Source organism: Halostagnicola bangensis (assembly GCF_054653435.1).
Map to the genome: position 1 here is coordinate 612,729 of NZ_BAAIGG010000002.1, position 21,785 is coordinate 634,513.

At 61.1% G+C, this 21,785-nt stretch carries 20 protein-coding genes; 13 read left to right on the top strand and 7 right to left on the bottom strand.

Annotated elements, in window-relative coordinates; genetic code table 11:
* Nucleotides 1-3 precede the first annotated feature (3 nt).
* From ACYQ14_RS04690 to ACYQ14_RS04715, 6 genes are all read left to right on the top strand, one after another.
* Nucleotides 4-645 (top strand): TorD/DmsD family molecular chaperone, encoded by a 642-nt coding sequence (locus ACYQ14_RS04690; RefSeq protein WP_459885283.1) that lies wholly within the window; start codon nucleotides 4-6, stop codon nucleotides 643-645.
* 448 nt (nucleotides 646-1,093) lie between these two features.
* The gene (locus ACYQ14_RS04695; RefSeq protein WP_459885286.1) at nucleotides 1,094-2,245 is read left to right on the top strand and encodes an SPFH domain-containing protein; all 1,152 of its coding nucleotides are present in this window, start codon (nucleotides 1,094-1,096) and stop codon (nucleotides 2,243-2,245) included.
* Nucleotides 2,246-2,458: 213 nt separating this feature from the next.
* The gene (gene leuS / locus ACYQ14_RS04700) at nucleotides 2,459-5,215 is read left to right on the top strand and encodes a leucine--tRNA ligase (RefSeq protein WP_459885289.1); all 2,757 of its coding nucleotides are present in this window, start codon (nucleotides 2,459-2,461) and stop codon (nucleotides 5,213-5,215) included.
* A gap of 198 nt (nucleotides 5,216-5,413) precedes the next feature.
* Nucleotides 5,414-5,686, top strand: a complete 273-nt coding sequence (ddfA, locus tag ACYQ14_RS04705) for a DdfA family disk-determining factor (protein ID WP_459885292.1) — start codon at nucleotides 5,414-5,416, stop codon at nucleotides 5,684-5,686.
* A 128-nt stretch (nucleotides 5,687-5,814) separates the two neighbouring features.
* Nucleotides 5,815-6,420, top strand: a complete 606-nt coding sequence (locus ACYQ14_RS04710; RefSeq protein WP_459885295.1) for a DUF420 domain-containing protein — start codon at nucleotides 5,815-5,817, stop codon at nucleotides 6,418-6,420.
* Between the two features lie 121 nt (nucleotides 6,421-6,541).
* Nucleotides 6,542-6,706: a glycine zipper domain-containing protein gene (locus ACYQ14_RS04715; RefSeq protein WP_459885297.1), complete on the top strand. Its 165-nt coding sequence runs from the start codon at nucleotides 6,542-6,544 to the stop codon at nucleotides 6,704-6,706.
* 53 nt (nucleotides 6,707-6,759) lie between these two features.
* On the opposite strand, the gene ACYQ14_RS04720 is transcribed toward ACYQ14_RS04715, so the two are convergent.
* From ACYQ14_RS04720 to ACYQ14_RS04730, 3 genes are all read right to left on the bottom strand, one after another.
* On the bottom strand, nucleotides 6,760-7,533 hold the full coding sequence (locus ACYQ14_RS04720) for an ABC transporter permease (RefSeq protein ID WP_459885300.1): 774 nt from the start codon (nucleotides 7,531-7,533) through the stop codon (nucleotides 6,760-6,762).
* Complete coding sequence (locus ACYQ14_RS04725) at nucleotides 7,530-8,549, bottom strand: ABC transporter ATP-binding protein (protein WP_459885303.1); 1,020 nt, start codon at nucleotides 8,547-8,549, stop codon at nucleotides 7,530-7,532. The genes ACYQ14_RS04720 and ACYQ14_RS04725 overlap by 4 nt, the downstream gene beginning before the upstream one ends.
* 105 nt (nucleotides 8,550-8,654) lie before the next feature.
* Nucleotides 8,655-9,800, bottom strand: a complete 1,146-nt coding sequence (locus tag ACYQ14_RS04730; RefSeq protein ID WP_459885306.1) for a GAF domain-containing sensor histidine kinase — start codon at nucleotides 9,798-9,800, stop codon at nucleotides 8,655-8,657.
* A gap of 148 nt (nucleotides 9,801-9,948) precedes the next feature.
* Here ACYQ14_RS04730 and ACYQ14_RS04735 point away from each other — a divergent pair, with 148 nt between their 5' ends.
* A complete protein-coding gene (locus ACYQ14_RS04735; RefSeq protein WP_459885309.1) occupies nucleotides 9,949-10,905 on the top strand; it encodes a TIGR03557 family F420-dependent LLM class oxidoreductase in 957 nt (318 codons plus the stop codon).
* A 143-nt stretch (nucleotides 10,906-11,048) separates the two neighbouring features.
* Nucleotides 11,049-12,050: an aldo/keto reductase gene (locus ACYQ14_RS04740; RefSeq protein ID WP_459885312.1), complete on the top strand. Its 1,002-nt coding sequence runs from the start codon at nucleotides 11,049-11,051 to the stop codon at nucleotides 12,048-12,050.
* A gap of 75 nt (nucleotides 12,051-12,125) precedes the next feature.
* Here ACYQ14_RS04740 and ACYQ14_RS04745 read toward each other — a convergent pair whose 3' ends face one another.
* Nucleotides 12,126-13,547: a heme o synthase gene (locus tag ACYQ14_RS04745; RefSeq protein WP_283834295.1), complete on the bottom strand. Its 1,422-nt coding sequence runs from the start codon at nucleotides 13,545-13,547 to the stop codon at nucleotides 12,126-12,128.
* A gap of 138 nt (nucleotides 13,548-13,685) precedes the next feature.
* Nucleotides 13,686-13,982, bottom strand: a complete 297-nt coding sequence (locus tag ACYQ14_RS04750; protein WP_283834296.1) for a DUF7111 family protein — start codon at nucleotides 13,980-13,982, stop codon at nucleotides 13,686-13,688.
* Nucleotides 13,983-14,126: 144 nt separating this feature from the next.
* Here ACYQ14_RS04750 and ACYQ14_RS04755 point away from each other — a divergent pair, with 144 nt between their 5' ends.
* From ACYQ14_RS04755 to ACYQ14_RS04770, 4 genes are all read left to right on the top strand, one after another.
* Entirely contained in the window at nucleotides 14,127-15,047 is a 921-nt protein-coding gene (locus ACYQ14_RS04755) for a DUF3267 domain-containing protein (RefSeq protein ID WP_459885316.1), read from the top strand.
* Between the two features lie 228 nt (nucleotides 15,048-15,275).
* Nucleotides 15,276-15,551: a helix-turn-helix transcriptional regulator gene (locus tag ACYQ14_RS04760; protein WP_283834298.1), complete on the top strand. Its 276-nt coding sequence runs from the start codon at nucleotides 15,276-15,278 to the stop codon at nucleotides 15,549-15,551.
* A 509-nt stretch (nucleotides 15,552-16,060) separates the two neighbouring features.
* On the top strand, nucleotides 16,061-16,849 hold the full coding sequence (locus tag ACYQ14_RS04765; RefSeq protein WP_283834299.1) for a class I fructose-bisphosphate aldolase: 789 nt from the start codon (nucleotides 16,061-16,063) through the stop codon (nucleotides 16,847-16,849).
* A 23-nt stretch (nucleotides 16,850-16,872) separates the two neighbouring features.
* On the top strand, nucleotides 16,873-17,793 hold the full coding sequence (locus ACYQ14_RS04770; protein ID WP_459889976.1) for a class 1 fructose-bisphosphatase: 921 nt from the start codon (nucleotides 16,873-16,875) through the stop codon (nucleotides 17,791-17,793).
* Nucleotides 17,794-17,922: 129 nt separating this feature from the next.
* Here the strand turns inward: ACYQ14_RS04770 and ACYQ14_RS04775 are convergent, their stop codons facing one another.
* The gene (locus ACYQ14_RS04775; protein WP_459885319.1) at nucleotides 17,923-18,219 is read right to left on the bottom strand and encodes a DUF8119 family protein; all 297 of its coding nucleotides are present in this window, start codon (nucleotides 18,217-18,219) and stop codon (nucleotides 17,923-17,925) included.
* A gap of 33 nt (nucleotides 18,220-18,252) precedes the next feature.
* Nucleotides 18,253-19,449: a hypothetical protein gene (locus ACYQ14_RS04780; RefSeq protein ID WP_459885322.1), complete on the bottom strand. Its 1,197-nt coding sequence runs from the start codon at nucleotides 19,447-19,449 to the stop codon at nucleotides 18,253-18,255.
* 533 nt (nucleotides 19,450-19,982) lie between these two features.
* Here ACYQ14_RS04780 and ACYQ14_RS04785 point away from each other — a divergent pair.
* The gene (locus tag ACYQ14_RS04785; RefSeq protein WP_459885325.1) at nucleotides 19,983-21,773 is read left to right on the top strand and encodes an acyl-CoA carboxylase subunit beta; all 1,791 of its coding nucleotides are present in this window, start codon (nucleotides 19,983-19,985) and stop codon (nucleotides 21,771-21,773) included.
* The last annotated feature ends 12 nt before the right edge of the window (nucleotides 21,774-21,785 follow it).

Genomic DNA, 21,785 nt, shown 5'->3' on the forward strand with positions numbered 1-21,785 from the left:
AACATGACACAGAACGATGATACGACCGACGAGCTTGCAAATCTATACGCCTTCGTCTCCGGCGTGATAGCCGATCCGCCCGACGAAGCTGCCATCGAGCGGCTTCGAGAGGAGGAGTTTCCTGCCGAGGCGAGACCACAGGCCCTCGAGAACGGATTTCGCCTACTCAGACAGTGGTTGTCGGATGTCGACGATCCAGCCGAAGCCGCACACGAACTCAAGCGAGTGCATACGAGGATGTTCGTTGGCCCTCGCCCGAAGATGCAGGCCCACGAGTCCTGGTATGCCGACGACTATCTCGGCGAGCCGCTCGCGGCGGTCAAACGTTCCTATCGCGATCTCGACATTCATCCGTCGTCGGAGCTTCGCGAAGAGGCGGACCACGCCGCAGTCGAGTTAGCCGCACTCGAGATCCTGACTCGAGAGGAGACCGAATCCTACCGGGAGGCGTTCCTGAAGGTCCACGGCTGGTGGATTCCGGATCTGGCGACGGATATCCGACAGATGGCAGAAGAGCCGTTCTACGAGGGGATCGGTTGGCTACTCGAAGGAGTGTTCGAAGCTGATACGTACCTCCTCGGGATCGATCCCGACGACCTCGATCCGGGCTACAACCAACCGCCGTCGGCTTCGTCCGATAAATAACGACCCGCTAGTAGAAGAGATCGAAGATAGTTTTCTGACGTCGATTCGCTCTCCGTTCCTCAAGTCGACTCCCACCGATCGGGCGCGGAGTTGATCCGGCACAAGTCGATCGGCCGCCTACGGCCTATCCGCCGTTTCGTTCGAATTCAACTCGTCGCCAAAAGAATCGAGGAGTGCTCGAGTCACGAGTTCGGCGAGCGGGTCGAGGCTTCGGTACAGTCGACGGGCGATCAGGAGGATCGGCACCAAAGTGACGACGAGGAGGTACGTTCCGGCGGCGAACAAGAGCGCGACAGCCGGTGGTACGTGAGTGATTCAGGGTTCGAACGCATGATCGGTCCGAATCATCACGGATATCGGTATACCCTTCGTGAGTCAGGCTCGTTCTCCTGTCCCGGTATGTGATTTCAGGCCAAGGGTTATTCGTTCGCCGCTCCTGTGCTAGCCCATGAACGCTTTCGGACTCATTCAGTTCGCACTCGGCCAGCCTATTCCACTCCAACTCGAGGACGTTTCAGGGGTCGCCCTTGTCGGCGGGCTCGTCTTGTTGCTCGCGATTATCACCGTCTGGCAGATGGTCGAAGTCGTCGACGCCTACAACAGGGGTGCACTCACCGTCTTCGGCGAGTATCGTAAGCTCTTGGAACCGGGGCTCAACATCGTCCCGCCGTTCGTCTCTCGAGTGTACACGTTCGATATGCGGACCCAGACGCTCGACGTGCCAACACAGGAAGCGATCACGCGGGACAACTCGCCGGTGACCGCAGACGCCGTGGTCTACATTCGCGTGATGGACGCAAAACGGGCGTTCCTCGAGGTCGATAACTACAAACACGCCGTGTCGAACCTCGCCCAGACGACCCTCCGTGCTGTCCTGGGTGATATGGAACTCGACGACACGCTCAGCAAGCGCGAGCGGATCAACGAGCGGATCCGAACCGAACTCGACGAGCCCACCGACGAGTGGGGGATCCGCGTCGAGAGCGTCGAAGTCCGCGAAGTGACGCCGTCACGAGACGTCAAGGGGGCGATGGAACAACAGACCTCCGCGGAACGAAAGCGCCGCGCCATGATCCTCGAGGCCCAGGGGAAACGCCGGAGCGAGGTCGAGAAGGCGGAGGGTGACAAGCAGTCGAACATCATCCGCGCACAGGGGGAAAAACAGAGCCAGATCCTCGAAGCGCAGGGTGACTCGATTTCGACCGTCCTCCGTGCCCGCTCGGCCGAGTCGATGGGCGAACGCGCCGTCATCGACAAAGGAATGGACACGCTGGTCGATATCGGACAAAACGACTCGACGACGTTCGTCCTGCCACAGGAACTCACGTCGATGGTCGGCCGCTACGGGAAGCACCTCTCGGGCAGCGATGTAGAGGCTGATGGGACCGAACTCGAGAGTCTCGAGTTCGACGAGGAGACTCGCGAACTGATCGGCCTCGACGATATTTCGGAGATACTCGGCGAGATCGACCAGCAAGCCGAGATGGACATCGAAGCGATGGAACAGCAAGCACAGGCGATCAAAGAGGGGAAAGACTCAGTCGACGGGCCGAACGCCGAACCGGAGACGGCAGGCGCTGAAAGCGATACCGACGACTGAGACGGCGAGCAAACACGCTTGGTACGTCTTGATCTGGATCGTCGGCCCGTCGCTGTCGACGCTGGCCGCCGCGTTTTTTCGCTAGGTCCGGAGGTTCCTGATCGGACGTGCGTTTCTCGAGAACAGAGCAGTTCGATACGAGGGCGACGAGCGCTCCGGTGCCGAACAATGATATAGTCGGCACGCCCACGTGGAAACAACGGACCCTTCGATATGACCAGCCACTACGATCATGCGCAGGTACAGGAGTTCTGGCAGTACGTTTGGGAACGCGACGACGTCTACGAACTTCCCGAGAACGCCGCCGATCCGACCTATGTTCTCGGCATGTTTCCGTACACGTCCGGGACCCTTCACATGGGCCACGTCCGGAACTACGCGATTACGGACGCGTACGCGAGATACCGCCGAATGAACGGCGACGACGTGTTACACCCGATGGGGTGGGACGCGTTCGGCCTGCCGGCCGAAAACGCCGCACACGAACGCGCGAGCGATCCGGAATCTTGGACGCAGGCGTGCATTCGCCGTATGCGCGAAGAGCTCGAGTCGATGGGCTTTGGCTACGACTGGTCTCGAGAGATTACGACCTGCGAGCCAGAATACTACCGCTGGAACCAGTGGCTGTTCAAGCGACTCTACGAGGAGGGGCTCGTCGAGTACGAAGCCGCGTCGGTCAACTGGTGTCCCGACTGCGAAACCGTTCTCGCCGACGCGCAAGTCGAGGTTCGAGGCGACGAAGAGTACGCAGACGACGAACACGAAACGCACGACGAGCGAACCCGTGTCTGCTGGCGGTGTGAAACGCCCGTCGGTCGTCGCGAACTCGACCAGTGGTTCTTTACGATCACCGATTATGCCGAGGAACTTCACGACGGCCTCGAGGATCTCGACGGGTGGCCCGAGGGCGTCAGACAGATTCAGCGAAACTGGATCGGCAGGCAGGAGGGACAGCGGATTTCGTTCGAAGTCGACGGCGGAACTGGCGTCAGCGGCGAGCGCGACTACGGCGACGAAGCCGGCACGGACGAGAGTCTGTCCGGCAGCGTCGATGTCTTCAGTACTCGCCCGGAGACCGTTTTCGGGGCGACATATCTGGCGCTTTCCCCGGGTCACGAGCTCGCTCGAGCGATCGGCAAAACCGACGAAACTGTCGCGGCGTACGTCGATGACGTTCGCGAACGAGAACCCGGCGAGGTCGGATACGACGGCGTGAAAACCGATCTGACCGCGATCAATCCGCTCACGGGCGACGAGGTGCCGGTCTACGTCGCCGGCTACGTCCTGAAAGACGTGGGTACGGGGGCCGTCATGGGCGTTCCCGCGCACAACGAACGCGACCACCAGTTCGCACGGGAACACGACGTTACGATCGAGAGCGTGATCGCGCCCGACAGTAAGGAGACGGGCGACGAGGACGGTACGAACGCCAAACCGTCGCTCTATACGGGAGAGGGAACGATCACCCACGACGGCGAGTACGAGGGCCTCGAGACGGAACTCGTCCGGGAACGACTGCCGGACGACTACGACGCCTTCGCCGAAGACGTGACCTACCGCCTTCGGGACTGGTTAATTTCCCGTCAGCGCTACTGGGGAACGCCGATTCCGGTTGTCCACTGTGAGGACTGCGGGCACGTGCTCGTTCCGGACGAGGAGTTGCCCGTCGAACTGCCGGAGTTCGTTCGGACGACCGGCAACCCGCTCGAGGCACAGGAGTCGTTCCTCGAGACGACGTGCCCGGACTGCGGTGGACCCGCCCGGCGAGAAACGGACACGATGGATACGTTCGTCGACTCCTCGTGGTACTTCCTGCGGTTTCTCTCGCCGGACATCGACGACGCGCCGTTCGACGCCGAACTCGCGAACCAGTGGATGCCGATCGACTTCTACGTCGGCGGCGACGAACACGCGATCTTACACCTCCTGTACATCCGGTTTTTCACGCGGGCGCTCGCCGATATGGACATGCTCGAGATCCGAGAACCCGTCGAACGGCTCATCAGTCAGGGAACGGTGCTCTATGAGGGCGAAAAGATGTCGAGCTCCAAGGGCAACGTCGTCGCTCCCCAGGAGTACGGCGCAGAGACCACCAGACTGTTCGTGCTCGCGGCGGCCCATCCCGAGCAGGACTTCGAATGGACGGCAAACGACGTTCGGGGGGTATACGACCTTCAGCAATCGCTGTACGGGATGGCCACGGCGTTCATCGACGAAACGACCACCCGGATCGAACGAACGACTCACGACGAGTACGTCGATCGAGAAATCGATCGGACGATCGCCGCGGTAACCGACGAGTTCGAGCGGTTTCGCTTCCACCGGGCGGTGACGGAGATTCAGGGGCTGGTTCGATTGCTCCGACGATATCGAGCGTACGAGACGCCACAGGAAGCCGTCTATCGCCGGGGACTGTTGACCCTCGCAGCGCTGATCGCTCCGATGGCCCCTCACCTCGGTGAGGAGTTGTGGAACAAACTCCGCGGCGACGGTCTCGTCGTCGAAGCCGACTGGCCCGAACCCGAGAGCGACGTCAGTGACGCCCAGCGCGAGCGCCGTCTCGTCGAGACGACGCTCGAGGACGTGCGGGACATCGTCGATGTCGCGGAGATCAAGGCTCCAGAGCAGATCGAGTTGGTCGTCGCCGAGCCCTGGAAGTATCGGGCCGCCGAAATCGTCGCCGCGGCGCCGATGGGGGAAAGCGACGAGGACGTAGTCGAGCGCGTGCTGGCCAACGATGCGACCGAGATCGATCGGGGCGCTGTTTCGACCTTCGTCTCCGACCTCGAAAAACGGCGCGGAGAGATTGATCCGATCACCGACGGCGAACAGGAACGCGTTCTCCTCGAGCGCTCGAGATGGTTGCTCGAGGACGAGTTCGGCGCAGGCGTGACGGTAACGCAGGCGAGGGAAGCGAGTAAGCTGGCCGAGAAAGCAAAACCCGGAAAACCAGCAATACACATCAGTTAACAAATGTTTGTATTCGTGGACGGTTTTTCATCGTGTCGATTTTAGTATATAGTTGTGGTCCGAAGTGAGTCAATGTCCGTATTAGCTAGCTATTTTCGTGTTTTTGAGGGTTTTCCGTTTATTGAACAAATCAATTTTAGAGAACAAATAAGACAGAAGGACAGTTTTATTTCATCGGATTGGGAAATGTCTGACAGGATGGCGAACGGCGGAGACACGGTCGACACGTCGATTCGAACAGCAATGAGCCAGGCGGTCGTCGAAGCGGTTGCAAACGAAGAGGGAGTACCACCTGCGGAGTTGTGTCCGCCGGAGTACGAGCCGTTACACGCCGTTATCAATCCCGAGGCGCTCGACACGCTTTTCGCTCCGCGAAGTAACGGCTGTCCACGACCCGAGGGAACGGTTACGTTCACCTACTGTGGCTACGACATCACGATCGAAAGCGACAGAACCGTTCACCTCAGCTGAGGCGAACGCCGTGGCTCGTTCTCGATTCTTCCGGTTGATTCTATTTTAGGAGAGTTGCCTTCCGGTGTTCGCATAGCGTTGCTTCCGAAAAAGCAAGACAAATACCCGACCTATCCCAAGACTCAGCTATGGCTACCGCGGACGCAAAACAACGGCTCCGAGAACGCCCCCTCGGGATGACGGCCTTCCTCTCGATCATCGGCTACGCGCTGGTTATCGGGACGTTCGTCCTCGAGTTGCCGATCTATCCCGATCTGACCAACGCACAGGTGAACGCGTTCACACACGCTATCGCGGGCATCAATGCGGTAACGACGGTGTTTCTCGTTCTCGGGTGGTACTGGATTCGAGCGGGTGAGGTCGAGAAACACCGCCGCGCAATGGTCGGCGCGTTCGTGACGATTCTGCTCTTTCTGGTCGTTTACCTCATCCGTGTCGGCGGCGGCGGGACGAAGGAGTTCGTCGGCGGTGCGCTGGTTCGAAACGCCTACCTGCTCATGCTCGCGATCCACATCGTCCTCTCGATTGTCGCCGTTCCGGTCGTCCTCTACGCGTTGATCCTGGGCCTGACACACACCCCATCAGAGCTTCGGGAAACGGCCCACGCTCGAGTCGGGCGCATTGCCGCAGGGTCGTGGATCCTCAGTCTCGTACTCGGGATCGTCACGTACCTCATGCTCAACCACATCTACGACTACCAGTTCCCGTCGATGCTCGTCTCGGGCGGTTTCTAACGCTTGGGAGCGACTCGGTCCCGGACGGTCTTTCTCTCTCAAAGAGAAAACCGCTTGCCGGGGCAGGTATGTGCCTCAGCAGAAGATACGCTTATTCAGTGGGAAGGTCAACGAAGCGCATATGGCCGAAGACGAAACCGAAAGCGAACTCCGAAACACGACTGGATCGGGGATCGCCATCGGGGTTGCACTCGGAGTCGCACTCGGCGTCGTGATGGCTGATCTGGCGCTGGGGATAGGAATCGGGGTGGCGATCGGCGTCGCGCTCGAGACGACGTGGGGTTGAGATCTTTCCCACGCTACAGTTGAGCCCTCTTTTTGCGCCTGAACCGTCCGTGTCTAATCCGTGCGCGGAATCGACCTGGCTCCGAGCGCGAAGGTAACGACGGCGAGCACCGCAAGAATTCCGAGGTTTGCAAGAGCCGGATCCACGCCGAACACCGCCGGCGTCCCGGCGTCGGGGTAGGTCGCCGCACGAATCCCGCGGGAGAAGTATGTCAACGGGGAGAGGTTCACGAACGGCTCGAACCAGCCGGGAAGTTGCTCGAGCGCGATGAAGGTCTCCGAGAGAAAAAGGAGCGGAAGCCCGATCGCGTTGCTCGCGGCGACCGCGCCGTCCTGCGAATCGGTGTAACTGCCGAGCATAGCCCCGATTCCGCAGAAACAGACGACCCCGACGAGGATGTAGGCCACGACCAGCGGAGAGAACACGATCTCTGCACCCGTCAGGGCGACAACGAGCACGAGAATCAACAGGCTGGCAAGCGCGATGATAGCGGCGTTGACGACCGTTTGTCCAAGTAGCCACTCCCCTCGAGTCACCGGCGTCGTCGCGAGCTTTTCGAAGCGGTTGCCCTCGCGGTGTCGAGCAACTTCGCTCCCGAGCCTCGAGAACGGCGTGAACAGGACAACGACGGCCAGATAACCGGGAACGTAGTACGCTGCGGGTTCGGCGAACAGCCCGCCACCGGTAGGGTCGGTCTGGATGAGCGCGCCGAAGATCGCGATCAGGATCACCGGGAAGAAAAACGTGAAGAAAACCGCGGTTCGTCGCCTGACGAACGACCGCCAGCCGGCGCTCGTTTGCGCGCGAACGCGCCCAAGTCGGCTCATTGGCTTCCCTCCGGGTTCGCTTCCTGCGTTCCCGTCGAATCGGCCGTGGTCGACGCGTCGGCTCGAGCCGGCTCCACCCCGAGCGACCGCCGATCCGTTTGCGCGCGTTCCTCACCGTCGGCGAGCTCGAGATAGACCGTCTCCAGATCGGGTTCGGCCCACGAGATGCTCGTGTACTCGAGCCCTTCGTCCTCGAGAACGTCGACGATAGAGCCGATATCCGCCGGCGAGACGTCCTCGAAGACGAGGGAGTCGTCTCGAGTCTCGACTGCGTACTCGAGGTCGGCGAGAGTCCCGCCGTCGGCGATCCCCTCGAGATCGGTTTCTACGGTCGGCTCGACGGTGAGGCGACTCGAGCCGCCGTGTTCGTCGACGAGCGTTGCCGGCGTTCCGGACGCGATAAGCGATCCGTCGGCGAGCAGGCCGACTCTGTCGGCGAGGCGTTCGGCTTCGGCCATGTCGTGCGTGGTCAGCAGGACCGTCGTGCCGCCCGCCGCGAGGTCTTCGATCAATCGCCAGACGGTCCGTCGCCCGGCCGGGTCGATCCCGGTCGTCGGTTCGTCCAGAAAGAGAACGTCGGGGTCGTTGACCAGCGCACTGCCGACGCAGACGCGGCGCTTCTGTCCGCCCGAGAGGTTTTCGTACCATGTGTCGCCGGCCTCGACCAGCCCCACGTCGGCGAGGACGGTCTCCGGATCGCGCGACTCGTCGTAGAGTCCGGCGTAGTACTCGAGCAGTTCTCGAGCGGTGAGTCGAGCGGGCGGCGAGAACTCCTGGGGAAGGACGCCGAGTCGGTTCCGGTCGACGGCCGTCGGCGATTCGTCCAACAGGTGTGCGGTTCCCGAGTCCGGATTCGTCGTTCCGGTCAGCGCTCGAACGAGCGTCGTCTTTCCGGCCCCGTTCGGTCCGATGAGGGCGAAGACCTCGCCGTCATCGACCGCCAGCGAGACCGACTCGAGGGCGACGGTCTCGCCGTAGGTCTTGTGGAGATCCGTCGCCTCGACTACGGCGTTCATACGAGGCGATACCAACCCGTTCCGGGTAAGGTGTTCGATTCGATTGCTTGTTCCGCTGGTGCTCGGTGTCCTTTGATGGCCCCATTTCGACCGAAACCGGTCGAATCAGTCGAGTGATTGACCAGCTACGATCACGTCACCGATTTCAAATCGGGCACCGCCGTCAGGTCCCTCCGATAGCCTAATGCTCCATTCGTGAGCCATCACAACCCCGGAGACGATTGACAGTCCGATTCCGATACCATCATCTCCCGTCGAATAGCCGGTTTCGAACACCGAGTCTCGCACGTCTCGTGGTATTCCCGGTCCATCGTCCTCTACGTAGAATCCCGTCCCGTTCTCGAGGGAACCGACACGGACGGTGACATCGTTGCTCCCGTGTTCGACCGCGTTACGAAAGAGATTCTCGAATAGCCGTTTAACGCGGGCGGAAGCCCCACGGAAAGTGAGATCGTCCTCAACGACAAGGTTCGCATTCTGCGTTTCGACCGACTGCCAACAGGTTTGTACTAACTGCTGGAGCGTCAGCTCCGCCGTTTCGTCGATCTCCCTTCCCTGACGTGCCATCGTGAGTACGTCCGAAATAAGGTCATCCATTCGGTCAAGCCCGTCGGAGGCGATTGCCAGGTGTTCGCTATCGCGAATCTCGCGTGCGAGCTCGATTCGTCCCTGTGCGACGTTGAGAGGATTGCGGAGGTCGTGTGAGAGGACGCTCGCGAACTGTTCGACGTGCTCGAGTTTGTCGACCGTGCGCTGGTGTTTCAGTTCGTACTCGATCATTCGTGAAATGAGTTCGGCGAACGAGGTTTCTTCGGCCGTAAACGGCTCCTCTCGAGAAGTCTCCGAAACGAAACAGACCGTCCCGTAGGCTTCGTCGTCGATGCTGATCGTGGTACCGTGGTAGCAGTTCAACCCGTGGGTCTCGAAAGCCGGGTCATCGTCCCACCCCTGATTTGGGGCGTCATGCAACGCAATTGGGTCGTTCTGCGTGATGGTACGACGGCAATACGTCGTCTGAAGGTCGACAACGAGTCCTGGGGGAAAGCTCCCATCCGGGGGGTCCGTACTCACAATGGCCTTCCAGTAGTCGCTCTGCGGGTCGATTTTCGTCAGGTGACCGTTATCGACGTTCAGGTACTCTTCACCGATATCGAGGGCTCGTCGGGCTTTCTCTTCGAACGAGAGATCCGCTTTCATGACCTCGTAGAGATCGAAACGAGCCGCGTCGGGAGATGGGTATGCATGAGACATTCTTCTTGACGATTCGTACACAGATTAGAACTCATTTATAAGTACTGCCCGATATCAACCAGATGAACGAGGGAACAACGGTTTCCGCGGAACGACCTTTCCGTCGCAGGGCCAATCATCAGAAGCGCGTTCGTGATAGTACCTCGTCATGGTCGAACTCGGATTCACGCTCTCGAGCGAGGAACACGGCCCGAACGAACTCGTCGAGTACGGCGTCCGCGCAGAGGAGGTCGGCTTCGACTTTCTATCCGTCTCCGATCACTTCCACCCGTGGGTCTCCGCACAGGGCGAGTCGCCGTTCGTCTGGTCGGTTCTTGCGGGACTCGCGAGCCAGACCGACGAGATCGAGATTGGTGTCGGAGTCACCTGTCCAACGATTCGGATCCACCCAGTCAACATCGCCCACGCCGTCGCGACGACGCAGGTCATGGCTGACGGCCGATTCTCCTTTGGCGTTGGAACCGGCGAGAACTTAAACGAGCACGTGACGGGCGAGAAGTGGCCCGAACACGACGTTCGCCTCGAGATGCTCTCCGAATCGATGGAACTCATGCGGGATCTCTGGGACGGGAAGAACACGAGCCATCACGGCGAGTACTACACGGCGGAGAACGCTCGGCTGTACACGGTCCCCGAGGAGATTCCGAAGATCATCGTCTCCGCATTCGGTCCGCAGACGGCACAAATGGCCGGCGAGGAGGGCGACGGACTCTGGTGTTCGGGGCCGAAGGGGGAGGTCGTCGACGCCTACGAAGACGCCGGCGGCGAGGGACCGAAGTACACGCAACTTCACTGCTGTTACGCCGACAGCGAAGACGAGGCGATCGACACCGTCCACGAGCTCTGGCCGAACGGGTTCATCCCCGGCGAGCTCGGCCAGGAACTCCCCACGCCCGCACACTTCCAGCAGGCGGCCTCGATGGTCGACCGCGAAGACGTCGCTGAAGGATCCACCGTCACCGACTCGGACCCGCAGACCCACATCGACAGCCTCGAGCAGGCGATCGACGCCGGCTACGACCACGTCTACGTCCACCAGATCGGCCCGGAACAGGGGAAGGCTCTCGAGTTCTACGAGGAGGAAGTGTTGCCGTCGTTTCAGTAGTGCGAACTCGTTTCCGTAGCGCGAACTCGTTTCCGTAGCGCGAGCTACTGGCGGCGACCCAGCTGGCCGGGATGACCACCGGTCGCCCCCCGCACATTTCCGCTCCCCCATCCGTTTTAGCGCTCGCCGCCATACCGGGTGATATGGAGTACACAACGCTCGGGAACACGGGAACGACGGTCTCAAAGCTCTGTTACGGAACCTGGCGATTCGGACGGGAAACCGGCGGCGTGGTCGAAACCGAACGCTCGGAAGCCCACGATATGCTCGACGCCTGCCGGGACAACGGCATCAACTTCATCGATACCGCAAACGTCTACGGCGATCCCGACGGCACGAGCGAGGAGTGGATCGGCGAGTGGCTCGAGAACCACTCCCGCGATGACTACGTCATCGCCTCGAAGGTCTACTTCCCGTTCGACGGCTGGGGCGAACCCGGTCCGAACGACTCGGGGCTCGGACGTAAACACATTCGCGCCCAGATCGAGGGAACCCTCGACCGACTCGGAACCGACTATCTCGACCTCTACTACATCCACCGCTGGGACGAGGATACGCCGATTAGAGAAACTCTCGAGACCCTGACGGACCTCGTCCGCGAGGGGAAGGTCAACTACCTCGGGGCCTCGAGCATGGCCGCCTGGCAGCTCACGAAGGCCCTGTGGACCAGCGACGCCGAGGGGCTCGAGCGCTTTGACGTCACCCAGCCGATGGTCAACGCGGCCCAGTACGACACCGTCGCCGACTACCTCGAGGTCTGTGCCGATCAGGACCTCGCTGTCTGTCCGTACTCACCACTCGGCGGCGGCTTCCTCACCGGCAAGTACGACCGAGCGGACGACGGGTCAGTCATCGCCCCCGACGGCTCACGGGGTAGCCTCGACGACATGTTCGACGACTACTACGCCACCGAGCAGGCATGGGACGTCCTGGAGGCCATCGAGAGCGTCGCCGACGCGGTCGACGCCACGCCGGCACAGGTCTCCCTGCGATGGCTCATGGATCAGTCCAAGTTCGACTGTGTCCCGATCATCGGCGCGCGGACGCCCGACCAGCTCGAGGAAAACGTCGGCGCGGTCGAGGTCGAACTCACCGACGAACAGTTCGATCGGATCGACGGCGCTCGAGATGGAGCCGAGTCGTAACTCAGGCGCAACTGTTTCCTTCTCAGTGTGTCATCAGGTACCGGGGCCGCCGGACAAACGGAACTGAACCGCACCTCACAGCGCGAGCGCGTCGACGAGCACGGCGACGAGAACGGCACCGAGGAAAGCGTTCGACGCGTGGAACGAACGAAACGCCGCGGCTTCGGTTTGTTCGAAGTGAAGCCTAACTGCGGCCCAGAGGAAGATCCCGCCGAAGACCGCGACGGTCGCCGCGTACAACGCGCCGAGATCGGTGATCCAGGCGAGGCCGACGGTTCCGACGAGCGTCGCGGCGATGTAGTAGAGGATGTGTTTCCGCGTCACCGTCTCGCCGCGGACGACGGGCATCATGGGAAAGCCGCCTCGAGCGTAGTCGTCGCGATAGGCGAGCGCGAGGTTGTAGAAGTGGGCGGGCGTCCAGAGGAAGATAACGCCGGCCAGTGCGAGTGCCGGCATCCCGATTTCGTTCGTGACGGCGGCCCACCCGATGAGCGCCGGGAGCGCGCCGGCCAAGCCTCCCCAAACGGTGTTTTGGACCGTGTTCGGTTTCAAGAGGAGGGTGTAGACGACGCTGTAAAAGAGGATCGCCGCGAGTCCGAGCGCCGCCGCGAGGGCGTTGATCGTGAGGAAGACACCGAGTGACGCCGCTGTCAGGAACGCGCCGAAGAGCAGGGCTCTCCGGACCGGAATCAGGTCGGTAGCAAGGGGGCGATCCGCCGTTCGGGACATCTTCTGATCGATGTCGCGCTCTAGAACGTGGTTGAACGTGCCAGACGCGCCGATCGCGAGTACGCCGCCGCCGAGGGTCGCGACGATCGTCGAAATCTCGAGGTTCGGACCGGCCGCGAGTGCCATCCCCGCCGCGGCGACGAGACAGAGCAGCCACATCAGGCGCGGCTTCATCATTTTGAAGTACGCGAAGGCGGTGAGACGGGCCCGTGCGAGTCTGCCGGTCGGAAGCGGTCGTTGTGGAGCCGGCTCGGTCTCGATCGGGTCCGGTTCCGGCGGCGATTCGATCTCGTCGTTCTCGCTCCCTGTCGCGAACTCGAGATCCCACGCGAGTGCGAGGACGATGATCGAGAAGATGGCGATTCCGAGTCCGAGGTGGAGCCCCGGAGCGAGGGCTGCCGGGCCGACAGTCGCCGTAACGGCACCTACGCCGACCTGGATCGTATACAGCACCAGCGAGACGACCAGAGCAGCCGTGACTCGACTCGAGGCCGCTCCAAACAGTGCAACGAAGACGGTCAGTGCAGCCAGCGCGCCGACGACCACGGCTGTGAGACGGTGGCCCCACACGATCGCGAGTTCGGTCTGGCTCACCGGATCGACGGGGGCGCTACACAGCGGCCAGGTCGAACACGCCGTCGTCGCGTTCGTAATCGAGGTCGTGGCTCCGATAATCAGGAGTAAATAGACACCGAGTGCAGTCCCCGCTAACAGTGCCGAGAATCGTCGCTGCGTGCCGATCGGCCAGGGATAGGAGTCGGATGCCACGGTATCGTTACCTCGAAATTCGACTCTGTGTATTTATGCGTCCCGCTTTCGGGCATTCGGGGGCGACGAACCGCGCTTTCGGGCGAACATGTTCTGTCGAGGGAGTAGTCTCCCCACCGATTCGATACCGTCGACCAGTCACATCCCCATATCGGCCGCCGCATCCGGAACCGGTAGCTCGGTGGGCGAAACCTCGAGCAGTTCTCCGACGTGATCCAGGGCCATATCAAAGCCGTAGTAACGCTCGAGTTCGTCACCGTCGGCGGTCGGGCGAACTTTCAACATGGCGTACCCCTCGCGGTTTTGGGCGATCGCCGCCGTTCCTCCGCCGGCCGAAGGGTGTTCAGTGACGAACTCGAGGAGGCGCTCCGTCTCGGTTTCGCGGTAGGTAGCCGTGATCGAGTCGTTCGTTTCCGTCCGTTCGGCGTCGGTCATACGCTGTCTCGAACGTCGACGAACGGAAGGCTATCGGTTTCGCCGAACGATCGGAGCAGCGCGAGTCGCCGGGACGGGCCGAACGAGTCGGATTCACTCCGAGGGATCGACATCACTTTGTCAGTTCACCCGGGAGTGCCCGTCGTGACTTCGCAGGGAGCCGAGAATTCAACGGAGCACGTGCGCCCGCTCGAGACGTTCCGGGTCACAAGAGCCGTGGCCCTGCAGTGGGTCGCCGTCTCGAGCGTCGGCTTTTTTGCGTTCGCGTACCTCTTTGCCGACGTTCTCGCGCGGATCCGTGGGGAGTCACTCGAGCCGATCGTTCTCCCGATTTCGTCCCAGCCCGCGACGCTCGGCTGGCTCGTCGTCTTCGTGGTGTTGGTCGCGCTCGTCATCGCACTCCACGAGACGATTCACGGACTGTTGATGGCCCACTGCGGCGGGGAGCCCACCTACGGCGTCGGCGTCTCGTACTTCATCGTCCCGTACGCCTACACGAACTCGAGCGGCGGCTACACTCGAAACCAGATGCTCGCGATCTTGCTCGCGCCGTTCGTCGTTATCTCCGTTCTCGGCGTCCTGACGATGGCCGTCTATCCGTCGCCGATACTCGTCGTCGTCCTGGCAGCCAACGCCGCGGGCTCGATCGGGGACCTCTGGATGGCCGCCGTCCTCGTTCAGTTTCCGCCGGCCGTGTGGGTCGGTCCGATGCCGGATCGGTCCCCTGACGGACAGGGAATGGGGATTTACGGCTCGAGCGAAACCGTAAGCCGCCGAACGCCCGGTTCGAAGTTTCTGTCGGCTTTCTTCGCCGGGACGGTTGCCACGTTCGTCGCAGTCGCCGCCGGAATCGTCGGAGCGGTTCTCTTCTCGTTGGCGGTCGGCACCGGAACCGTCCTCATCGGCGACTCCGCCGGTCGCTGGTTCCTCTTCAGGCACGATGTCGTTCCCGCGAGCGAGATTGTGATCCTCGAGGTCGGCGGTCGGCTGCTGGTCTCGATTTCGCTTCTTGGCGGACTCTGCTGGTCGATTATCGTCGGTGCCAGACGGTTACTGAGCGACTGATACTGTCGGCTGTACGTCGTTCACAATTCTCGTCGCTCCGGGGCGTGAGAATCTTTCCATAGTTACAGCCGGCAGTATGACCCGAGGAACCGGGCTTCGACGATTGAACAAGTTTCGGTGACGGACAACGCACTCCGCTGGCGACCGACGAACACTACTTCTGTCGATCATCTTCGTTCGATATCTCGAGACCGTAACGTTCGAGCACCCTCGTCGACGACTGAACCCATGACGAAGTGGCTTCAAAGCGGGCGGCGTCGAGACATTTGTTACCTGCTCGCGGCCAACGGAGAGCTTCGCAGCCAGAAGCTCAAATCCGAACTCGAGTCACACTACGACGACCGGATCGAGCCGAAATCGTTCTACGGAACGCTGTCGGCCCTGGTCGACGCAGGTCTGCTCGAAACGCGAACAGATGGCCTCTATGACGTATATTCGTTGACTGATGCCGGAGCGAAGCGACTCGAGGACCACGATCAGTGGGTTCGGACCTGCCTCGAGTGATTGACTACGCGTCTCAGGGGCGAACACGTCCCGTCTCAAGGCGAATCTCCGACGCGTTCATCCTGTGCGGTTCGTGGTGATCACTGAATTTTGTAGCTCACGATTTCGCCGCAATCACACTCCGGACAGTCCGAAGCGCTCGAACTCACCGTCGTTCCGCATCGTCGACACTCGTCGATGACTGTAGTCCCCGACCGCTGAAAGAGGACCGTTTTGATCACGCTTTTCATGTCGCCTCCCCCCGCACAACTGGTTTGTGCATACGCGGATACACCGATATGAAAGGGTTTGTTATTGTCTTGCTACCAAGATAATCACTGATATCAATATATCATTTATCGATAATAACTCCGTCTATACGGGTTTCAAAGTAGCGTTCAACGGGCGGGTCGTGTGTCACACTCAAACGGGGAAATCGACCTCTTGAGTGTATATTTACTACAAAATAGAATAATTTCGAACGGGAGGACCATCAGAGATTTATAGCGGCCTGTTGGACCACCAGTTAGATGATACCGATCGACGATTCCCCGATCGTCCGCGATGGCAAGTCACTGATTCTCGCGATGGACCACGGGCTCGAACACGGTCCGGTCGACTTCGAGGATGTTCCGGAGAAACTCGACCCAGCGACCGTTTTCGAGACCGCAACACACGACGCCGTCACCGCAATGGCGGTCCAAAAGGGTATCGCGGAAGGGTACTACCCGAGCTACGAGGACGACGTTAATCTCCTGTTGAAGCTAAACGGCACCTCGAACCTCTGGATGGGCGAACCCGACTCACCGGTCAACTGCTCGGTCGACTACGCGGCCGAACTCGGTGCCGACGCGGTCGGATTCACCGTCTACAGCGGCTCGAACCACGAAGTAGAGATGTTCGAAGAGTTCCGAGACGCACAGGAAAGCGCCCGCGAACACGATCTCCCCGTCGTCATGTGGTCGTACCCCCGCGGACAGGGGCTCAAAAACGACACCAAGCCGAGTACGATCTCTTATGCGACCCGTATCGCCCTCGAGGTCGGCGCGGACATCGCGAAGGTCAAGTATCCCGGCAGTCCCGAAGCCATGGCCCACGCCTGCAAAGCCGCTGGCGACATGAACGTCGTCATGAGCGGCGGCTCGAAGACCTCGGATTACGAGTTCCTCTCGACGGTCGAAGCCGCCGTCAACGCCGGCTGTACCGGCCTGGCGGTCGGCCGAAACGTCTGGCAACGCGAGGACCCGACGAAGCTGCTCGACGCCCTCGAGAAAGTCATCTACGAAGAAGAGACCGCAGACGCCGCACTCGAGGAATGACCGACCAGAACTTCGATCCCGGCATGAACTCCGAAACCGATCCCTCCGGCGTCGAGCTCGAACCCGTCGTCGACGACATCATCGCGACGCTCGCTCGAACGGCAGCCGAAATTCGACAGGGCCTCGTCGGTCGCCGCGACAAAGCGGCGGGAGAAAACCCCAGCGGCGAGAGTCAGGCCGAAGCCGACGTCTACGCCGACGAATTGCTCGCTGATCGACTCGCGTCGATCGAGGCCGTCGGCGAGTACGCGAGCGAAGAACGCGAGGCGTGTCTCGACTGCGGTCCGACGCCCGGCGCGAGCGGCTCGGAGGGTGGAGGCCGATCGAGTCCGACGGTCGCGATCGCCGTCGATCCTCTCGACGGCTCGTCGAACCTCTCGTCGAACAACGCCATGGGGACCGTTTTCGGCGTCTACGAAGCCTCGCTTCCGGCCGCCGGACGGGATCTCATCGCCGCGGGCTACGTGCTCTATGGCCCCATCACGACGATGATCGTCGCCGACGAGACCGGCGTCACGGAGTACGAACTGACGGGCGGAGAACGCACAATCGTTCGCGAAGACGTGACGCTTCCGGACGAACCGGTCGTCTACGGGTTCGGCGGCCGCGTCCCCGACTGGCCGGCGGACTTTCTCGAGTACGCCAACGCGATCGAAACCGAACTCAAGCTCCGCTACGGCGGTGCGATGATCGCCGACGTCAATCAGGTGCTCACCTACGGCGGCGTCTTCGCCTACCCCGGTCTCGAGTCCCGTTCGGAGGGGAAACTCAGGCTTCAGTTCGAGGGGAACCCCATCGGGTACATCGTCGAACGGGCGGGTGGCCGCTCCTCGAACGGCAACCGATCCATCCTCGAGATCGAACCGGGTTCGCTCCATGAGCGGACGCCGGTCCACGTCGGCAACGACGAACTGATCGACCGACTCGAATCCGCCCTCGAGTAAACCGAGCCAAACTCGAACGAAGTACCGGGAGTCAACCGAAAAGTGGTTTGAGAACGGTCTCGAGGGGGTTGCAATTCGTTTTCGCTTTCCGTTTTCTGTTCAGTCGGTCGATTCGACGACGGGGATCGGTTACGAGCCGTCCGAGCCGAGCCACGCAGCAGTCACGGACACGTAGACGGCGACGCCGAGCAACAGGAGGACGTAGAACGCCCAGTTCGGCCATCCGGTCGAGAGGAAGAGGAGGGTGAGAAAGAGAACCCAGAGTGTGATAATAACGATATCGCCGAGAACACGCGCTCCTGCGGTCAGGAACCCGCGAAGTCCCTCTCGAGAATCGGCTCGTTTTTCCGGTCGTGAGTCGGACCGGTCCTCGAGTCGCGGGGCGGGCCGGTCCTCGGATCGTGAGTCGGATTGGGTTTCAGTCATCTGTTTCGAGTGTTGGAAGGAAGTGTATTCATCTCAGAAGTGATAGCCGAGGGTGTTCGTCATCTGGTACGCCGAGACGCCCCAGACGTAGCTCTGTCCGGGCCACCAGGTTCGGGCGTTGTTGAACCCAGCAATGAGCACGCTTTCGTCCGGATCCTGCGGATCTGGATGGTAGCTGACCGAGCCGCTATCGCCGTCAATCAGGTCCATTTCACCGCCCCATCGAATCTGCCCATGTCGGCAGAAATCGTCCGTAAAACACGTTACCGCATCGATTCCCTGAATTTTTCCGGTCGTGTGGCCCGTCATGGCTCCGACTTTCTCGAGAGGTTCCCCTCGAGCGAGTAAGTCGGCCAGGCCCCAGCGAGTGTACTGGCCGCGGACGGAGAACGGCGACGACGTGTCGATTTGATTGATCGGATCGAGTTGACCGGCTGGTTCGACTGCGACGAGGTCTTCGACCGGGTGATCGTAGCGCACCGTCCCCAGGTCGAACGACTCCTCGGTTTCTGTCGGAAGCCTGAGTCCCTCTCCGGTGATGTCTCCGTTGACTTCGAACGCGTGCTCTGCCGTGACGAAGAACTCCGTTTCCGAGTTCGGATCGTATAGCGCAGGCCCGAGCGTCGCCATGCTCGAGGAGGTTTCGCAGGCGACGCCGCCGGGGACAGTTCCGCCGGTCACGTCACTGGCGAGTCGAGGTTGGCGTTCTCCGGTATCAGGTCCGCTCTCGATATCTCCGATGCTACCGATCCCTTCATCGTCGTCGAATCGCTCGATACCGAGACCGATACCGTCCGCAACCGTTCCGAGTACGTCTCGAACCAGACTGGAATCGCCCGTTACACCGATCGAAACCGACGCCGTCCCGCTTCGATAGTCGCCGGGAACGACCGCACTGCCGAGATAGCCCATCAATCTCGATTCGGCGAGAACGTCGTTCACCTCGAACGCTTTTTCCACGGCGGCGTACCACTCCGCCGGAACCGTCCTCGTGCGTTCCTCGAGCGAATAGGGGTCGTCGATATCCTCTCTGACCAGCGCAGTGACGATTGGCACGTCGCCGTCGTCGGTCGCGAGGAAGTCTTCGACGCCGAGGAGGTGTGCCATTCCAACTGCGTAGCCGGCGCTCACGAGCGTTCGAATGAATTCTCGGCGGTCCATTCCAGCGTGCAAGCGCTCTCGAAGCGTCGAAAGACGGTGGACGACGTTCTCGGTATCTTTCTCCGACATGTAACCTAACGGATTGCGATCTTCCGGCGAATACGGGTAGCTACGGCGGCGATGCGTATCCGTACTAACCACGAAAATATCAATACACCTTCTGCCTGCACGTGCCGTCTGTTTCAAAAGGCGTTGTGCCGAACGGTGACACTCGAGAAACTGTCACTAGCACTCTTCAATATAAAACCTGGGTAGTTTAACGCGAAGAGTACTGTCGACTCACGGTTCATGATACATGTCTCCATGTTGGTGACCATGGGGACAAGTCCCTCCAGCGCTCCCGAAATGCCGTCTTCCCCCCACTTTGGGACTCACGTTCACCGAACGACCTCGCTTGCTCGAGTCGCGCCCGCGACGGATCGTTCCCAATCGAGGTGTGCCCGCCGCGTTCACCGGTCTTCGAAACGACCCCCTTCCGGTCCTCAACTCGAGCGACGATATCGACCTACTTCTCTGCTGATTCGAGGATGTCACTATATTTCCCACAGATTCGTGTCGTGAAAAGGGAAAACGGTTTTTAGTCATCTCTCGCAGAATTTGCCATGGACGTTCGTATCGCCGACGGGGCAAGTAGCGAAGAAGCGTCGGCTATCGCCACGGCACTGGCCGAACACATCGGTGCCGATATCGAAGTGTACGTCGGCGATGAAACGGAACCGACCGCAGTTCAGGAGGTCGATTCGGCCCCTAAATCGGAGTCGAATCGGCGCGGACGGACAGCGCAACTCGAGCCGACCGAACGCGAACGAAAGCTCTGGGCCGAAATCGAGGATATCCTCGAGGGAGGGCCAACGAAGTACAGAGATCAGCTCTCCGAAGAGGGGAAGCTGTTCGTTCGAGACCGACTCGAGCTCTGGTTTTCTGGAGACGGGAACGAGTTCCTGTTCGAAGACGGCAAGTTCGCGGCCTTCGACGACTGGCACCCCGACGGAGCGGCGGCCGACGAGACGGACACCGACGGTTCGACGGAAGCGGGCGACCGGTTACCGGCGGACGGGCTCATTACGGGCGCGGCGACGTTCGAAAATCGGGACGTCCACGTCATGGCCAACGACTACACCGTCAAACGGGGGAGTATGGCCGGAAAGGGCGTCGAGAAGTTCCTTCGAATGCAACAGCGGGCGCTGAAAACCGGCCAACCGGTGTTGTACCTGATGGATTCCTCGGGCGGGCGGATCGACCAGCAGACCGGGTTCTTCGCGAACCGCGAGGGGATCGGAAAGTACTACTACAATCATTCGATGCTCTCGGGTCGAGTTCCCCAGATATGCGTCCTCTACGGCCCGTGTATCGCCGGCGCGGCCTACACGCCCGTCTTTGCCGACTTCACCGTCATGGTCGAGGGAATGTCCGCGATGGCCATCGCCTCGCCGCGGATGGTCCAGATGGTCACCGGCGAGGAGATCGACATGCAGGAGCTGGGCGGCCCCGCCGTTCACGCGAGGGAATCGGGCTCGGCCGACCTTGTTGCTCGAGACGAGGAACACGCTCGAGAACTCGTCGCCCAGTTGATCACGTACCTGCCGGACAACGCCGACGAGTCGCCGCCGCAGGTGGAGGGAACGGAACCGGTCTCCTCGCCGAAGGGAATCGACGCGGTCGTTCCCCAGCATCCGAACAAGGGCTACGACATGACCGATCTCATCGAGCGCCTCGTCGACGCGGGCTCGCTCTTCGAACTGCGCCCCGATTACGGCGAGGAGATCGTCACGGCGTTCGCCCGAATCGACGGCCGGCCGATCGGTATCGTCGCCAACCAACCGGCCCACCGGGCGGGGGCGATCTTCCCGGACGCCGCGGAGAAGGCGGCGGAGTTTATCTGGAAGGCGGACGCGTTCAACATTCCACTGCTGTACCTCTGTGACACGCCGGGATTCATGGCCGGTTCGCAGGTTGAGAAGGACGCGATCCTCGAGAAGGGAAAGAAGATGATCTACGCGACCTCCTCGGCGACGGTTCCACAACAGACGGTCGTCGTCCGGAAAGCCTACGGTGCAGGGATCTACGCGATGGGCGGGCCAGCCTACGATCCCGAGAGCGTCATCGGGCTCCCTTCCGGCGAAATTGCGATCATGGGCCCCGAAGCGGCGATCAACGCGGTTTACGCCCGGAAGCTCTCGGAAGTTGACGACCCCGACGAGCGAGAGGAACTCGAACGGGAGCTTCGGGAAGCGTACCGGGAGGATATCGACATCCATCGGATGGCGAGCGAGGTCGTCATCGACGAAATCGTTCCGCCGAGTACGCTCCGCGAGGAACTCGAGAACAGGTTCGAGTTCTACGCCGACATCGAAAAATCCCTTCCGAGCAAGAAACACGGCACAATTCTCTGAGCGGGGACCGAC

Excerpts from the sequence above, each read along its gene's own strand:
- ACYQ14_RS04690 (WP_459885283.1), top strand. The coding sequence starts at position 4 with ATGACACAGAACGATGATACGACCGACGAGCTTGCAAATCTATACGCC.
- ACYQ14_RS04695 (WP_459885286.1), top strand. The coding sequence starts at position 1,094 with ATGAACGCTTTCGGACTCATTCAGTTCGCACTCGGCCAGCCTATTCCA.
- leuS (WP_459885289.1), top strand. The coding sequence starts at position 2,459 with ATGACCAGCCACTACGATCATGCGCAGGTACAGGAGTTCTGGCAGTAC.
- ddfA (WP_459885292.1), top strand. The coding sequence starts at position 5,414 with ATGGCGAACGGCGGAGACACGGTCGACACGTCGATTCGAACAGCAATG.
- ACYQ14_RS04710 (WP_459885295.1), top strand. The coding sequence starts at position 5,815 with ATGGCTACCGCGGACGCAAAACAACGGCTCCGAGAACGCCCCCTCGGG.
- ACYQ14_RS04715 (WP_459885297.1), top strand. The coding sequence starts at position 6,542 with ATGGCCGAAGACGAAACCGAAAGCGAACTCCGAAACACGACTGGATCG.
- ACYQ14_RS04720 (WP_459885300.1), bottom strand. The coding sequence starts at position 7,533 with ATGAGCCGACTTGGGCGCGTTCGCGCGCAAACGAGCGCCGGCTGGCGG.
- ACYQ14_RS04725 (WP_459885303.1), bottom strand. The coding sequence starts at position 8,549 with ATGAACGCCGTAGTCGAGGCGACGGATCTCCACAAGACCTACGGCGAG.
- ACYQ14_RS04730 (WP_459885306.1), bottom strand. The coding sequence starts at position 9,800 with ATGTCTCATGCATACCCATCTCCCGACGCGGCTCGTTTCGATCTCTAC.
- ACYQ14_RS04735 (WP_459885309.1), top strand. The coding sequence starts at position 9,949 with ATGGTCGAACTCGGATTCACGCTCTCGAGCGAGGAACACGGCCCGAAC.
- ACYQ14_RS04740 (WP_459885312.1), top strand. The coding sequence starts at position 11,049 with ATGGAGTACACAACGCTCGGGAACACGGGAACGACGGTCTCAAAGCTC.
- ACYQ14_RS04750 (WP_283834296.1), bottom strand. The coding sequence starts at position 13,982 with ATGACCGACGCCGAACGGACGGAAACGAACGACTCGATCACGGCTACC.
- ACYQ14_RS04760 (WP_283834298.1), top strand. The coding sequence starts at position 15,276 with ATGACGAAGTGGCTTCAAAGCGGGCGGCGTCGAGACATTTGTTACCTG.
- ACYQ14_RS04765 (WP_283834299.1), top strand. The coding sequence starts at position 16,061 with ATGATACCGATCGACGATTCCCCGATCGTCCGCGATGGCAAGTCACTG.
- ACYQ14_RS04770 (WP_459889976.1), top strand. The coding sequence starts at position 16,873 with ATGAACTCCGAAACCGATCCCTCCGGCGTCGAGCTCGAACCCGTCGTC.
- ACYQ14_RS04775 (WP_459885319.1), bottom strand. The coding sequence starts at position 18,219 with ATGACTGAAACCCAATCCGACTCACGATCCGAGGACCGGCCCGCCCCG.
- ACYQ14_RS04780 (WP_459885322.1), bottom strand. The coding sequence starts at position 19,449 with ATGTCGGAGAAAGATACCGAGAACGTCGTCCACCGTCTTTCGACGCTT.
- ACYQ14_RS04785 (WP_459885325.1), top strand. The coding sequence starts at position 19,983 with ATGGACGTTCGTATCGCCGACGGGGCAAGTAGCGAAGAAGCGTCGGCT.